Annotated in this window: 13 protein-coding genes; 10 read left to right on the forward strand and 3 right to left on the reverse strand. The window is 73.1% G+C overall.

Annotated elements, in window-relative coordinates; genetic code table 11:
- The first annotated feature begins 17 nt into the window (after positions 1-17).
- The 6 genes from P3T34_RS21430 (at position 18) to P3T34_RS21455 (ending at position 8,461) form a co-directional block, all read left to right on the forward strand.
- Positions 18-2,564 carry a hypothetical protein gene (locus tag P3T34_RS21430; protein ID WP_280667655.1) on the forward strand — a complete coding sequence of 849 codons (2,547 nt, stop codon included), beginning with the start codon at positions 18-20 and terminating at the stop codon, positions 2,562-2,564.
- Between the two features lie 85 nt (positions 2,565-2,649).
- Positions 2,650-3,648: a phosphate ABC transporter permease subunit PstC gene (pstC, locus tag P3T34_RS21435; RefSeq protein ID WP_280667656.1), complete on the forward strand. Its 999-nt coding sequence runs from the start codon at positions 2,650-2,652 to the stop codon at positions 3,646-3,648.
- A gap of 26 nt (positions 3,649-3,674) precedes the next feature.
- Positions 3,675-4,841 (forward strand): phosphate ABC transporter permease PstA, encoded by a 1,167-nt coding sequence (gene pstA, locus P3T34_RS21440; RefSeq protein WP_280667657.1) that lies wholly within the window; start codon positions 3,675-3,677, stop codon positions 4,839-4,841.
- A 68-nt stretch (positions 4,842-4,909) separates the two neighbouring features.
- Positions 4,910-6,673, forward strand: a complete 1,764-nt coding sequence (locus P3T34_RS21445; protein WP_280667658.1) for a substrate-binding domain-containing protein — start codon at positions 4,910-4,912, stop codon at positions 6,671-6,673.
- Positions 6,670-7,596: a class E sortase gene (locus P3T34_RS21450; protein WP_280667659.1), complete on the forward strand. Its 927-nt coding sequence runs from the start codon at positions 6,670-6,672 to the stop codon at positions 7,594-7,596. Before P3T34_RS21445 ends, P3T34_RS21450 begins: the two co-directional genes overlap by 4 nt.
- 43 nt (positions 7,597-7,639) lie before the next feature.
- A complete protein-coding gene (locus P3T34_RS21455; RefSeq protein ID WP_280667660.1) occupies positions 7,640-8,461 on the forward strand; it encodes a phosphate ABC transporter ATP-binding protein in 822 nt (273 codons plus the stop codon).
- Between the two features lie 6 nt (positions 8,462-8,467).
- Here the strand turns inward: P3T34_RS21455 and P3T34_RS21460 are convergent, their stop codons facing one another.
- Complete coding sequence (locus tag P3T34_RS21460; protein WP_280667661.1) at positions 8,468-9,289, reverse strand: Cof-type HAD-IIB family hydrolase; 822 nt, start codon at positions 9,287-9,289, stop codon at positions 8,468-8,470.
- Between the two features lie 249 nt (positions 9,290-9,538).
- Here P3T34_RS21460 and P3T34_RS21465 point away from each other — a divergent pair, with 249 nt between their 5' ends.
- The 4 genes from P3T34_RS21465 (at position 9,539) to P3T34_RS21480 (ending at position 12,638) form a co-directional block, all read left to right on the forward strand.
- Positions 9,539-10,099 (forward strand): helix-turn-helix transcriptional regulator, encoded by a 561-nt coding sequence (locus P3T34_RS21465; RefSeq protein WP_280667662.1) that lies wholly within the window; start codon positions 9,539-9,541, stop codon positions 10,097-10,099.
- A 135-nt stretch (positions 10,100-10,234) separates the two neighbouring features.
- The gene (locus P3T34_RS21470) at positions 10,235-10,831 is read left to right on the forward strand and encodes a hypothetical protein (RefSeq protein ID WP_280667663.1); all 597 of its coding nucleotides are present in this window, start codon (positions 10,235-10,237) and stop codon (positions 10,829-10,831) included.
- Positions 10,828-12,006: an MAB_1171c family putative transporter gene (locus tag P3T34_RS21475; protein WP_280667664.1), complete on the forward strand. Its 1,179-nt coding sequence runs from the start codon at positions 10,828-10,830 to the stop codon at positions 12,004-12,006. Before P3T34_RS21470 ends, P3T34_RS21475 begins: the two co-directional genes overlap by 4 nt.
- Positions 12,003-12,638 carry a hypothetical protein gene (locus P3T34_RS21480; protein WP_280667665.1) on the forward strand — a complete coding sequence of 212 codons (636 nt, stop codon included), beginning with the start codon at positions 12,003-12,005 and terminating at the stop codon, positions 12,636-12,638. Before P3T34_RS21475 ends, P3T34_RS21480 begins: the two co-directional genes overlap by 4 nt.
- 99 nt (positions 12,639-12,737) lie before the next feature.
- Here P3T34_RS21480 and P3T34_RS21485 read toward each other — a convergent pair whose 3' ends face one another.
- Complete coding sequence (locus P3T34_RS21485; protein ID WP_280667666.1) at positions 12,738-13,526, reverse strand: VOC family protein; 789 nt, start codon at positions 13,524-13,526, stop codon at positions 12,738-12,740.
- Positions 13,527-13,659: 133 nt separating this feature from the next.
- Positions 13,660-14,862 carry a serine hydrolase domain-containing protein gene (locus P3T34_RS21490; RefSeq protein WP_280667667.1) on the reverse strand — a complete coding sequence of 401 codons (1,203 nt, stop codon included), beginning with the start codon at positions 14,860-14,862 and terminating at the stop codon, positions 13,660-13,662.
- Positions 14,863-14,931: the final 69 nt, after the last annotated feature.

Genomic DNA, 14,931 nt, shown 5'->3' on the forward strand with positions numbered 1-14,931 from the left:
CTGCCGGAGGTACCCTCATGAAGCTCCGTGACCGACTTCCGCGAGGCGACGGGTGGTGGTCCAGAGCCTGGCTGTCCGCCGTGCTGGCCTGGGCGATCGTCGCCGTCCTGGCGGTGCTGCCGCTGAGTGCCGGCACCACCCAGCGGGCCACGGCCGACGCGAGCGCCGTCACGGTGACAGGACCGCCCGTCTGGCAGCCCGCCGCCGGCAAGTACGGGCCGACCGGCAGCATCACGGTGACACCGACCACCGGCCTGGCCGACCAGATCGTCCACGTGTCCTGGAAGGGCTTCACGCCCACGGTGGACACCCAGGGCAACCCGGTGACCTCCGTCCCGGAGGGCGACCCCAACAAGCTCTACGCGGTGCGGGTCTACCAGTGCCGCGGCACCAACCCCGGGCCGACCGACTGCTACGGCGCCGAGCTGTACAACGGCATCCCCGCCGACGGCTTCCAGCAGGCGGCGCCGGCCGCCGGCCGCTCGCCCGAGTTCCCGGCCAACCGCGCGATCGCGGTCACCGCGCCGGACGGCACCGGGCAGGCCAACGTCGAGGTGTGGACCGCGGCCCAGAGCCAGACGCTCGGCTGCGACTCCACCCACCCCTGCTCGCTGGTGCTAGAGCCCAACTACGGCGGCGACGCGGTCGGGGTGGACGCCCTGATCAACGGCGACCCCACCGGCGCGACCAACTGCGACGACCACAGCTACGACAACGACGGCTTCTTCAACGAGGCCAGCGACGCCACCGTGCTGTCGTATCCGAACGTGGTGAACTCCAACCAGACCGGTGAGGCCTGCGCCTGGACGCACCGCACGGTCGTCCCGCTCTCCTTCTCGCCGACCGCCGCGGACTGCAAGACGGGCCCCGCGGACCTGACCATCGCGGGCCTGGAGATGGCCAACCGGGCTGTCCAGCAGTGGCGTTCGGGGCTCTGCCTGTCGACGAGCAGCCCGCTCAACGTGCAGTACAACTTCGGCGGCGGTGAGCCGCTGGCGCGGCGCAACTTCCTGAAGGGCTCCGGCGCGGACGTCGCCCTGACCGCGCTGCCCGACACCACGCCGACCGCGCCGCGACCCTATGTCTACGCGCCGCTGGCCAACGCCGGGATCTCGGTGGCCTTCGAGGTCGACAACCCGGCCACCGGCCGGCAGATCACCCAGATGCGGCTCAACGCGCGGCTGCTGGCCAAGGAGTTGACGCAGTCCTACACGTCCACTCCCACCGCGGCCTTCGACCCGGCCTCGGTGGCCGGCAACCCGGCCTGCATCTTCGAGGACCAGGAGTTCCTGGCGCTCAACCCGCCGAGCCTGATCGCCCCCGAGACGTGGCCCAAGTGCGCTCCGGGCGTGCCCTCCAGCCTGCCGATCGTGGTCGGCGGCGCCACCGACCTGGTCCAGCAGCTGACCGACTGGATCGCCGCCGACCCGCAGGCGGCCGCCTTCCTGCAGGGCCAGCCCGACCCGTGGGGCATGCACGTCGACACCTACTACCTGCGGCCCGGCTTCGCCGGCTACCCGGTCAACGCCTTTGTGGCGGAGGACAGTTCGGGCGCCGGCAGCCAGCCGCACGCGAAGCAGTACGACTGGACGCCGCAGCTCGGCGGGCTCGGCCAGGTGGCCCGGCACATCCTGTCCGACACCCCCACCTGCCAGGCCCCGTTGGCGGACGCCACCGGCAACCACGCGGCCTGCCCGGCCGAACTGCCGGGCACCCGCCAGCTGATCGCCGTCCTGGACACCGGCGAGGCCGAGGCGTTCAGCCTGCCCGAGGCCCAACTGCTCAACGCCCAGGGCTCGTTCGTCGCACCGAGCATCGGTTCCATGCAGGCGGCGGTAGGCGACATGCCGGTCGACCCGCTGACCGGCACCCAGCAGCTGCCCTACGGCGCGAGCGGCACCCCGTACGCCGCGGACCCGAACGCCTACCCGCTGACCACCGTCCAGTACGCGATGGTGCCGACCGCCGGGCTCAGCGCGGCCAAGGCGAGCGCGGTCTCGCAGTTCGTCCAGTCGGTGACCGCCCTGGGTGGCGGGCAGCTCTACGGCCCCGACCCGGGCAAGCTGGCGGTCGGCTACGCCGACCTCACCTCGGCCCAGCAGGCCCAGGCGCAGGCCGCGGCCAACCACGTCGCCGCGCAGGACGGTGCGCTGCCGGGCAACCAGCAGCCCGCCGCCGCCCCGGCGCCGGCCGCGACCGCGAATCCGGCGGGGGAAGCCACCTCGGCGAGCATCGCGCCGGTGGCGGCAGCCGGGGGCGCCGCCGAGCCCGCTGCCGCGGCAGCCGCCGGCACCACCGGCGGGGACGGCGCCGCCGCCCCGGCGACCACGCCCACCGGCTCGAAGCCGGCGACCGGCACCCCGTCGCCCGGCGGCACCCAGCCGGCCCTTGCACCGGTCGCCGCCGGGCAGCCGGCACCGGACCGGGCCGGCACCGCGCGGCTGCTGCTGCCGCTGGTGCTGATCGCCGGCGCCGTGCTGCTGCTCGGCGGACCGGCGGCCCTGGTGCTGGCCGGCACCGCCGCGGGCGGCCGGCTGCTGAACCGGCTGCGACGCAGGACCTGACCACCGCTGCGGGACGGGGGGCGGCAGCCGCCCCCCGTCCCGCCCAGCGCCTACCGTCCCGTCGGAGCCGGAGAGCTGACAGACCATGACAACCGCCCTCACCGCGCCACCCACCCAGCCGGGCCCGGACCAGCCACGCGTGATCACCGCGCCGGTCACCCCGGGCGACCGGATCTTCCGCGGCCTGCTCCGGGCGGCCGGCCTGTCGGTCTTCGTGATCATGGGCCTGATCGCGCTCTTCCTGCTGCTGCGCGGCTCCGCCGCGCTGCGCGCCACCGGCTGGTCGTTCTTCACCGAGATGCGCTGGGACACCGAGACGCACCAGTTCGGCATCGCCGCCGTGCTGCCGGACGGCGTGCTGATCGCGGTGATCGCGCTGGTGCTGGCCGTCCCGGTCTCGCTCACCGCGGCGGTCTTCGTCTCCGAGTACGCGCCGGCCCGGCTGCGGGCCGTGCTGGTCTCGGTGATCGACCTGATGGCGGCGGTGCCGAGCATCATCTATGGCCTGTGGGGCTTCTACTTCCTGCAGCCGCGGATCGTCGGGGTGATTCGCTGGCTGGCCCTGCACCTGGGGTTCATCCCCTTCCTCAAGGTCAGCACCGGCGACATCGGCACCTCCTACACCTCCTCGACCTTCATCGCGGGGATGATCGTGTCGCTGATGATCATCCCGATCGTCACCTCGCTCAGCCGCCAGGTCTTCTCGCAGGCGCCGCAGGGCGAGCGCGAGGGCGCGTACGCGCTGGGCAGCACCCGCTGGGGGATGGTGCGCACGGTGGTGCTGCCGTTCGGCCGCGGCGGCGTGATCGGCGCCGTGATGCTCGGCTTCGGCCGGGCGATGGGCGAGACCATCGCGGTCGCCCTGGTCATCTCGCCGGCCTTCAAGATCACCGGCCATGTGCTGGAGAACGGCGCCAACTCGATCTCCGCGCTGATCGCGCTGCGCTTCGGCGAGTCGGACGCGCTCTCGCTCTCCGCCCTGATGGCGGCCGGTCTGGTGCTCTTCACCCTCACGCTGCTGGTCAACGTGCTGGCGGGCCTGGTCATCAGTCGCTCCCGCTCTGGCGCCAGTACGGCGGACTGACCATGACCCCGAAGGGAACTCCCCCGATGACCGCCCTCGACCTGCCCACGGTTGAACTCCCCAAGGTCGCCGACGCCCAGGCCGCCCCGGTCGCCGCCGCCGTCGAAGCCCCCGAACACCGACTGCGGCTGGGCGGCGTCACCCGGCCCGAGCTGCTCACCCTGGGCGGCGCGCTGCTGGGTTCGCTGGCGCTGGACTGGCTGCTCTACGAGCGGCTGCTGCCGTTCAGCGGCGCCCAGGGCTTCCTGCTCTGCTGGTACCTGCTCTTCCTGGCCTTCAGCTACGCGCTCGGCAGCCTCCAGTGGGACCCGCGGACGGTGCGCGAGCGGGTGGTCTCGCTGGTCGCCTGGACCTCCGGGGCGCTGCTGGTGGTCCTGATCGTCGAGCAGATCGGCTTCATCGCGATCCGCGGCTCGCACGCCGCCGCGCACCTCAACTTCTTCACCCAGGACATGGAGCACACCGCGGCGCGCTCGCCGATCACCTCGGGCGGGGCGCTGCACGCGGTGATCGGCTCGGTGGAGCAGCTGGGCCTGGCCACCCTGTTCTCGGTGCCGCTGGGCATCGCCGCGGCGGTCTTCCTCTCCGAGATCGGCGGCCGGGCGGCCCGGCCGGTGCGCACGGTGGTGGAGGCGATGACCGCGCTGCCGTCCATCGTCGCGGGCCTGTTCGTGCTCGGCGTGCTGATCCTCACCCTCGGGCTGCAGCCCAGCGGCTTCGCGGCCTCGATCGCGCTGACCGTGATGATGATGCCGATCGTCACCCGGGCCTCCGAGGTGGTGATCCGGCTGGTCCCCGGCACCCTGCGGGAGGCCTCGTACGCGCTCGGCGGCAGCCAGTGGCGCACGGTGTGGAACGTCGTGCTGCCCACCGCCCGGCCCGGCCTGACGACCGCGGTGGTGCTGGCGATGGCCCGCGGCGTCGGCGAGACCTCGCCGGTGCTGCTGACCGCGGGCTTCACCACCCGGACCAACGCCAACCCGTTCAGCGGGAACCAGATCAGCCTGCCGCTCTACATCTGGAACTACGTCCGGCAGCCCTACCCCTTCATGGTCTCCCGGGGCTTCGCCGCCGCGCTGCTGCTGATGGCGATCGTCCTGGTCCTGTTCGTCACCGCCCGGGTACTCGGCAGCCGTCGCCCCGGCACCTCGGGCCGGCGCCGCCGCCGGGCCGCCCGGGAGGCCCGGGCCTGATGAGCTCCAGCTCCAGCTCCAGTTCCCGCCCGCGCACCCGCTCCCGCATCCGTATCGGAGGAACCGTCATGCCGTGGGCAGCCGCTCACCGCCCTGTCCGACCGCTGGCTGTCCTGCTCGCCCTGCTGCTCTGCACCCAGGTGCTCCTGCTGGGGACCGGCACCCCGGCCTTCGCGACCACCTCGCTCAACGCCGAGGGCTCCAGCTGGGCCGGCCCGGCGATCGACCAGTGGCGCACCGACGTCACCACCGAGGGCATCCAGATCGACTTCAAGCCCGACGGCTCGGCCGCCGGTCGCCAGCAGTGGGAGGCGGACCAGGACGACTTCACCGCCTCCGACGTGCCGTTCCGCACCAAGGACGACACCGGCGCCAGCGGCAGCGTGCACAGCAGCGGCGGCGGCAACGCGGAGAACCCGGTCTACGGGTACTCCTACGTCCCGATCACCGCCGGCGGCACGGCGTTCATGTACAACCTCAAGCTGGCCGGCAAGCAGGTCACCGACCTGCGGCTGTCGCCGGACAACCTGGTGGACATCTTCACCGGCAAGATCACCTGGTGGGACGACCCGCGGATCACCGCGAGCTACGGTCGCGCCCTGCCGCACATCCAGGTCACCCCGGTGGTCCGCTCGGACGGCTCCGGCGCCACCGCGCAGTTCACCCGCTGGATGGAGCACACCCACCAGCAGCAGTGGGACGCCTACTGCACCAGCGTCAACAAGGTCACCTGCGGCGACTACACCGAGTTCTTCCCGCCCTCGGGCCGGATGGTGGCGCAGAACGGCTCCGACATCGTGGCCGGCTACGTGATGTCGCAGACCGGGCTCGGCTCGATCGGCTACGACGAGTACGCCTTCGCCAAGTCCGCCAACTGGCCCGTCGTCAAGGTGCTCAACCCGGCCGGCTACTACACCCTGCCGACCGCCTCCAACGTGGCCGTCGCGCTGACCGCGGCGAAGATCCGCGGGGTGGACGACAACACCCCACCGAGCGACCCGAACTACCTGCAGCAGAACCTCGACGGCGTCTACACCAACGCCGACCCGCGCTCCTACCCGGTCTCCAGCTACAGCTACGTGATCGTGCCGCGGGCCGGCGCGGCCCTGCCGGTGCCGCCGCGCTTCAACACCACCAAGGGCGCCGCGCTGAGCCAGTTCCTCTCCTATGTGCTCTGCCAGGGGCAGGGCGAGGTCGCCGACATCGGCTACTCGCCGATCCCGCGCGGGCTGGTCCGCGGCGGACTGCTGCAGACCACCCAGATCCCCGGCAACGCCAGCCCGGTGAACCCCAACACGCTGAGCAACTGCGCCAACCCGACGTTCAACTCGGCCGGCCAGCTCACCGTCCTGGTCACCGCGCCGCAGCCGAGCCCGTGCGACAAGGTGGGCCAGCCGCTCACCTGCGTGGTGATGACGAATGGTCAGCCGAGCGCCGGCGGCTTGGGCACGTCCTCCGCGAGCGCCACCGGCGGCGCGGGGTCCGCCGGCGGCGGTACGGGCGGCAAGGCGGGTACCGGTGGCGCGGGCGGGACCGCGGCCGGCGCCGGCACCGGTGCGGCCGCGGCTACGGGCGGCGCGGCCTCGCCGGACGGCAGCGCCGGCGCGATCGACCCGCAGACCGGCGAGCAGATCGCCGCCGCGGGCTCCGGAGCCGGCGGCTCGCTCGCCGCCCCCGCCTCGGTGGTCGCGGTGGACGGGCGCCCCGAGGACTGGGTGCTCACCTCGCTCACCGCGCTGGAGCTGCTCGCGGTGGTGGCCGTCCCGCCGTTCCTGGGCGGCTGGTTGATGCGCCGGCGGCGCGCCGACGCCGTCGCGGGGGGCCCGCGATGACCGCGACCCTCGCGCCGCCGGAGCCGGCGCCCGAGCCGGCGCCCGAGCTGCCGCCGACCCCGCGTCCGCAGCCCGCCCCGGCGGCCCCCAACACTCCGGGCGCCGGGGGGCGCCGCCGGCTGCTGCTCCAGCTGGGGTGGGCGGCGACCCTGCTCGCGGTCCTGCTGCTGGGCTTCGGGGTCTATCTGACGGCGTTCTCCGGCTTCCAGGAGCAGCACTTCCAGTCCACCGCCTACAAGACCTACCGCTACCAGCTCGCCAACGCGACCGCGCCCACCGGCGCCGCCGCCGACGGTGACCCGGTCGCGGTGCTGGACATCCCCGCGATCGGCCTGCACCAGGCGGTGGTGGTCGAGGGAACCAGCGGCCACGATCTGATGCGCGGCCCCGGCCACCGCCGGGACACCGCGCTGCCCGGCCAGCGCGGCACCGCGGTGCTCTTCGGGCGGGGCACCGCGTTCGGCGCCCCGTTCGACCGGCTCTCCGAGCTGCGGGTCGGCGACAAGATCTACGCGACCACCGGCCAGGGCAGGTTCAGTTACACGGTCAACGCCTACGGCGACAGCACCCACCCGGTGCGCGACCCGGCGGCGCCGGCCCGACTGGTCCTGACGACCAGCGACGCGGGCTGGATCCCGACCGGCACCGTGCTGATCGGCGCCCGGCTGGACGGCGACCCGCAGCCGAACCCGGGCGGCCGTCCGGCGCTCACCGCGGCCGACCACGCCCTCGCGGCGGACACCGGCGCGCTGGCCGCCCTGCAGCTGTGGGCGCTGGCCCTGCTCGCCGCCGTGCTGGCGGCGACCCTGGCGGTGCGGCACTGGCACCGGCGGGCGGCGTACCTGACCTTCGCCCCGGTGCTCGCCGCGCTGCTCTGGGCGGGGTACGAGAACGCCGCCGCCCTGCTGCCCAACCTCTACTGACCCTGTTGCGCCGACCCTGCTGCGCCTGCCGGAAGGACCGTCGATGACCACCACCGCCGCCCACCCGCCGACCACCGCCGACACGGTGGTCCTGTCCGGCCTGGAGACCCGGGGCGTCTCCGCCTGGTTCGGCTCGCACAAGGTGCTGGAGCGGGTCTCGCTGACCATGGCGGACGGCCAGGTCACCGCGCTGATCGGTCCGTCCGGCTGCGGCAAGTCCACCTATCTGCGGATCCTCAACCGGATGCACGAGATGGTGCGCGGCGCCGCGCTCGCCGGGGAGGTGCTGCTGGACGGCGAGGACGTCTACGCGCCCGGTCGCCGGCCGGCCGAGGTGCGCCGGCGGATCGGGATGGTCTTCCAACGCCCCAACCCCTTCCCGGCGATGTCCATCGAGGACAACGTGGCGAGCGGCCTCAAGCTGGCCGGCATCAGGACCGAACGCGACGAGCGCCGCCACCTGGTGGAGAGCAGTCTGCGCCGGGCGGGCCTGTGGAGCGAGGTCAGCGGCCGGCTGCACACCCCCGGCGGCGCGCTCTCCGGCGGCCAGCAGCAACGCCTGTGCATCGCCCGCTCGTTGGCCGTCTCGCCGGACGTCCTGCTGATGGACGAGCCCTGCTCGGCGCTGGACCCCACCTCCACCCGGCGGGTCGAGGAGACCATCGCCGAACTGCGCGGCCGGCTGACCATCGTGATCGTCACGCACAACATGCAGCAGGCCCAGCGGGTCTCGCAGTCCTGCGCGTTCTTCCTGGCCAGCCATGACACCCCCGGCCAGATCGTCGAGGCCGGCCCGACCGACCGGCTCTTCACCGACCCGGTCGACCCGCGCACCGCGGACTACGTCAACGGCCGCTTCGGCTAGGCATGTTCAGCTGGCGAGCAGCTGCTCGATGACCCGCGCGACGCCGTCCTCCTGGTTGCTGACGGTGCGGTTGGCCACCGCGGCCAGTACGTGCGGGTGCGCGTTGGCGACGGCGTAGCCGGTGCCGGCCCAGGCCAGCATCTCCAGGTCGTTGGGCATGTCGCCGAAGGCCACCACCTGCGAGCGGTCGATGCCGTGCTCGGCGCACCAACGGGCCAGTGTGCTGGCCTTGGTGACGCCGGGGGCGCTGATCTCCAGCAGCGGTATCGGGCTGGAGCGGGTGATCTCGGCGAGGGCGCCGACCGCGGCCCGGCCCTGCTCGAGGAAGGTGTCCGGGTCCAGCTCGGGGTGCTTGGCGAGCAGCTTGTAGCAGCCCGCCACCCGGCCGTCCGCCAGCAACTCCTCGGCGGTGGCGATCGGGTGGTCGCCCTCGGAACCCCACATCGGCACCTGGTACTGCGGCTCGCGCGCGAAGCCGCCGGGGAACTCGAAGGCGAAGGCCGTCCCCGGCAGCCGTCCGCGCAGCAGTTCCACCACCTCGCCGGTGACCTCGGCGCGCAGCGGGAAGCTCTCCAGCACCAGCTCGCGCCGGACGTCGAAGACCACCCCGCCGTTGGAGCAGATCGCCACCCCGTGGCCGCCGATGTGCTGGCCGAGCCACTGCATCCAGCGCGGCGGGCGACCGGTCACGAAGACCACCTGGATGCCCGCCTCTTCGGCCGCGGCCAGCGCGGCGGCCGTCCGCGCGGAGACCGTGCCGCCCTGGCAGAGCAGGGTGCCGTCGAGGTCGGTGGCGATCAGTCGCGGACGCTGGGGAGCCTGGTTCACCCGTCCATCCTCGCAGGTGCCGCCGGCCCGGCGGTGGGGGACGGTGGCGCACGGTCAACCCCCGTGTGACCGTGCACCACCCCTACGGCGTCTATTTTGTTGGACGCCGCGCGCTCGAACATACGCTGCACCCTCCCTGATCTGTCAACCGTGATGGAAATTTGAGGATCTGCTCATGTCAGGCGTCTAATTCAGTGGATACTGGGGCCTTCCGAACAGAACGCCGAGTGCCGCACGCAGCGAGGAGTGATGACGTCGATGGGTGAGTCGATGGGTGAGCAGCCCCCAGCCCGCCGGCGGACCATCGCGGAGAAGCTCGACCACCTCTTCCAGGAGATCCATCCGGCCGGCCGCGGCCCGTTCAGCTACCACGAGGTCGCCCAGGCGATCCGCAAGCAGGCGGCGGCGGGCGGCCCCACGGTCTCGCACGGCACGCTCCAGCAGATCCGCACCGGGGCCAAGACCAACCCGACGGTCAACACCCTGGAGGTCATCGCCTCCTTCTTCGGCGTCCCGGCCGCGTACTTCCTGGACGACACGGTGGCCGAGCGGGTCGACGCGCGGGTGCGCGAGCTCAAGGCCGGCACCGGCGACGCCGCGGGCCCGGCCGGTGCGCCGGAGCCGGCCGCCGAGCTCGTCGACGAACTGGCCGGCGTGCTGGCCGACAGCAACATCCGGGCGGTCGCCTTCCGGCTGGCCGGGCTCTCCCCGAAGGCGCTCAAGGGCGTGCGCGCGATCGTCGACCAGGTGCGGCTGGTCGAAGGCCTGCCGGAGGTCGGCCGAGTCGGCCGCCGCCGTCGCACGCCCTAGGCTTGTTCACCCGGTCGGTCTAAGCTACGGGTCGATTACTCTCGATCAGCGACGCGAGGACCACTCCCGAGCGGTCGCGATCGGGCCTGGTGCCCGTTCGCGCGGTCGGGGCGACACCGGAGGGACGGGACGGCTATGAAGTGGCGTAGCCGGTCGCGCGCCCGTTTCGTCGCGCTGGCCGACCAGCTGACCTTTCCGCAGCCCTTCGAGCTGGCCGAGTTCTGCCGCCGGATCGCCGAGCGGCGCGGCCGCCCGCTGCGCCTGGTGCCGCTGGAGGGCGCGGTCGCCGACGAGCTGCCGTGCGGGATGTGGCTCGGCCTGGACTCCGTCGACCTGGTCTTCTACGAGGCGGGCGCCGCGCCCATCCTGAAGACCCAGATCGTGCTGCACGAGATCTCGCACATGCTGCTCGACCACGTCTCGCCGCAGGGCCCGGCCGCCGCCCTGCGCGCCGAGGCGGCGCGGGTGCGCGCCGTCCAGGACGCCGTACGGGCAGCCGAGCAGAGCGCCGCCCGGGCCGAGGACGAGGAGCTGGGCCTGTCCACCGACCGGGTGCTCAGCCTGCTCGCCCGCAGCGGTTACAGCAGCCGTCAGGAGACCGAGGCCGAGTCGCTGGCCACCCTGATCCTGGAGCGCGCCACCCGGGCTGAGACCAACCCGGCCTCGCCGGACTCCGCCGAGGTGCTGAACCGCCTCAACGACGCCTTCGGCCACCCGGTCCGCAGCATATGAGCACCTCGAAGCTGGTCGTGCTGGCCCTGCTCTGGGCGGTCACCTGCTGGCGGCTGCCGTCCGCCGTGCGGGTGCCGCAGCAACGCGCGCTGTGGACGGCGTTCGCCGGGCTGACGCTGGCCGACACCGTCGGCACGCCGGCCGTGGTGAGCCGGATCGACGCGCTCAGCGGCGTGCACAACCTCGCCGTGCTGTTCAAGAACCAGATCGGCATCGTGGCCTGCGCCGCGGTGCTCTCCTTCGTGGTCGGGATGGCCCGGCCCGAGCTGGCCCCGCGGATCCGCCGACCGCACCTGGCCACCGCGCTCGCCGTGCTGCTGGCGCTGACCGCCTCCTTCGCGCTGGTCCACCAGCCGGCGGAGGTCCAGGACTTCTACCAGGCCTACCGCGACTCGGTGCCCGCCGGCTGCTACGCGCTGATCTTCAACGGCTACCTCGGCGCCTCGATGGCCGTGGCCGGCTGGCTGTTCTGGACGTACGCGCGGCGGGCCGGCGCCGGCTGGCTGCGGACCGGGCTGCGGATGCTCGGCGCGGGCACCGCGGTGGGCGTCTGCTACGCGCTGCTGCGCTGCTGCGAGGTGGTGCTGCACCTGTGCGGGCGGCCGCTCTTCGTCAGCCAGGACGCCCTGGACGGCGTCGAGCTGCTGGCGATCACGCTGATCGTGATCGGCAACGCGATCCCGGCGGTCGGCGTCGCCTGGCGCGGCCTGCGGGACTGGCGCACCGCGCGGCGGATCCGCCCGCTGTGGGCCTCGCTCACCGGCGCGGTGCCCGACGTCGTGCTCACCGCGAGCCTGGGCCGCGGCCCGCGGGTGCGGCTGCACCGCCTGGTGATCGAGATCCGGGACGCCGCCCTGGTGCTCGCCCCGCACGCCCCCGAGGAGGTGCGCGAGCAGGCCGACCGCGCCGCCGAGCGGGCCGGCCTGCACGGCGAGGAACTCACCGCGATGACCGAGGCGCTCTGGCTGCGGGCCGCCCGCGAGGCCAAGCTGGCGGGCCGCACCCCGGTGGGCCGGGCCGCCGCACCGGGCGCCGCCAGCTTCGCCGAGCTCGACTTCGCGACCGAGACCGGCCGACTGCTCCGGCTCGCCCGGGCCTACCACTCGCCCGCCGCCGAGGCCTTCGCGGCGCCCAGCTCTTCCCGTGCCGACACCGATCTCCAGGACATCCAGTGACCGCTCCCGCCCACCCGGTGGAACCCCGCCCGTCCGAGCCCGCCGAGCCTGCCGAGGCCGCCGAGTCCCGGCCCGCCCGCCTGATCACCGACGGCCTTGAGCCCAAGAACTGGATCATCCTGGTCACGCTGCTGATGGGCTGGCACGCGCAGCGCCTGGTGGGCGTCGGCTGGGGAGTGGAGGCGGCGCTCTTCTGCGGCGTGATCCCGATCGTGCTGATCAAGCTCGGCGAGCGCCGCGGCCACTGGGGCGACCGGCACGTCCGGCGTCGGCAGGACCGGCTGGTGGTGATCCCGATGATCATGGCCTCGGTGGTCTGCGGCATGGCGCTGATGCTGCTCTGCCACGCGCCGAGGGAGATGGCGGCGCTGGTCGCGGCGATGCTCGCGGCCCTGGTCGTGATCCTGGCGATCACCGTCTTCTGGAAGGTCAGCGTGCACACCGCGGTCTCCTCGGGTGCGATCGCGATGCTGGCCCTCACCTACGGCCCCTGGATGCTCGCCCTCTACCCGCTGGTGGCCGTCGTCGGCTGGTCCCGCGTCGAGCTCAAGGACCACACCCTCGCGCAGGTGCTGGTCGGCACGGTGCTCGGAGCCGCCGTCGCCGCCGCCACCTTCCTCGCGCTGCGCTGACGCCCTTGCTGCGCTGACGCTTTTGACGCGCTGATGCACTGAGCCGTGCCGGCTCGTCCCGGCACGGCTCAGACGCGTTCAGACGCGTTCAGGCGGGGGTCAGGACGCCGGCGGGACGAGCGTGACCACGCCGAAGGTGCCGCCCTGCGGGTCCTGCAGGACGGCCATCCGGCCGACCTTCGGCATGTCGAAGGCCGGCACGATCACATTGCCGCCGGCCTTCACCAGCGCGTCGACCGTGCTGTCGGTGTCGTCCACCGCGAAGTTCACCAGCCAGTGCGGCGGGACCCCGGGCGGGAGGTTCTCCAGGCTCTGCAGGCCGCCGACGAGATGCCCCTTGACCGAGAAGCCGGTGAACTCCGGCATCTCCGGCATCGGGCCCGCGTCCAGGCCCAGCGAGGCCTGGTAGAACTGCCCGGCGGCCTTCACATCCGAGGTGTTGAGCTGGTTCCAGACCAGCGCGCCGGGCTCGTTGACGATCTGCGCGCCGGGGAACTCCACCGGCTGCCACACCCCGAACACCGCGCCCTGCGGGTCGGCGGCGATCAGCATCCGGCCGAGCTTGGCGACGTCCATCGCCGGGGCCATCACGGCGCCGCCGTTCGCGCTGACCGCCGCCTGGGTGCGGTCGGCGTCCGCGCTGGAGAAGTAGCTGGTCCAGTTGGGCGGCGGCGGGGGCTGGTCGCCCATCGCCATCGCCTTCATGATCCCTGCGACCGGCTTGCCCTTGAGCGTGCAGACCGAGTAGCCGCCGAACTCCTCGGGGCCGACCTCGCCCTGCCAGCCGAAGAGGTCCCGGTAGAAGTCGAGGGCGGCCTGCTGGTCGGGGACCATCAGGTCGATCCAGCACGGCGTGCCGGGCACGTAGGGAGCGGTGACTTCGGACATCTGTCGCCTCCAAGCAGTGGTTCACCACGGACGGGCGCCCGGGGCTGGTTCGCGTCCCCCGTCGACCACCATCCCCGTGCCCCGACGCCCCCGCCATCCCGTCGTCCGTCAAACGGGTGAGGCCCCCGCAGGCTTAGTGCTTGCCCGCCGCACCGATCGCGGCGAGCAGCAGGCGGCCGGCCAGGGCGGGCGCGCTGCCGAAGGCCCAGGTGGTGGTCGAGACCGAGTAGACACCGCGCAGCGACAGGTCGCGGGTGGCGAACATGCCGTTGGAGTAGCCGTCGTCGTGGCCCGACTTGCCCCACAGCACGGCGCCGTCCGCGAGCGGCGTCGCCATCAGCCCCGCGCCGTAGCAGGCCGCGCCGGTGACGCACTCCGAGGTGCCGGCGTTCAGCGGCAGCGGCTTGCCGGTGCCGTCCTCGGGGACGGTGAACATCTCCTGGAGCTGGGCGGGAGGCAGCAGTCGGCCGCGGAAGAGCGCGCTGACGAAGTGGTCCAGGTCCGCCGGGGTGGAGATCATGTTGGACGGGTCGCCGCCCTGCTCGCTGACGTCGACCAGCTCGCCCCTGCCGTTGGTGAGGTAGCCGTGCAGATACGGCTGGGGCATCCGCGGGTCGTCCTCGGGCACCGAGGTCCCGTCCAGCTGAAGCGGGAGCAGGATGCGGGCGGTGACCTCGTCCTTGAACGACTTGCCGGTGATCTGCTCGACCAACTGCTCGGCGATCCGAAAGCCCAGTGAGTTGTACTCCTGCTTGCTGCCCGGCGCGAACCTCGGGCCGGGCCACGGACGGTCCTTGGGCCGCAGGGTCGACTGGATGATCTGGTCGAAGGTCCGGTAGTCGTACCGGTTCGCGATCTCCTCGTCGACGCTCGGCTGCGGTGCGCCCTGGTCGACGTCCGGGAGGCCGCTGGTCATGTTGAGCAGTTCCCGGACGGTGATCGGGGCGAAGCCGTCCGGCAGCAGTCCGGGCGCGTACGACTGGACCGTCCCGTCGAGGTCGATCCGGCGCTCGGCCGCCAACTGCAGGACGACCGTGGCCTCGAAGGTCTTGGAGATGCTGCCGATGTGGAAGTGCGCGTTCTGCGGGATCTGCTCGCCGGTGACCGCGTCCACGGTCGAGCCCCGCCACAGCTGCCCCGGCTCGCCGACCCGGGCGATGGCCCCGGCCGCCTGGTCGCCCGGCCGGGTCGCGATGGCGGCGTCGAGCGCCGCCGGGTCCAGCGCCGGAAACCTGCGCCCGCCCCCGGACGACCCCACGCCCCCCGCCGCGCCGGTGGCAGCCAGCGCCGCACCGACCAGCCCCACAGCGGCGATACGTCGGACAAACGTGCTCATGGGCGTACTCCAACTGCCGTCACCACGCGGGCCGATTCCGCCGACCCCCCTGTGCAACGACAGCCACCC

It is taken from the genome of Kitasatospora sp. MAP12-44 (assembly GCF_029892095.1).
In the GTDB taxonomy this organism is placed as follows: domain Bacteria; phylum Actinomycetota; class Actinomycetes; order Streptomycetales; family Streptomycetaceae; genus Kitasatospora.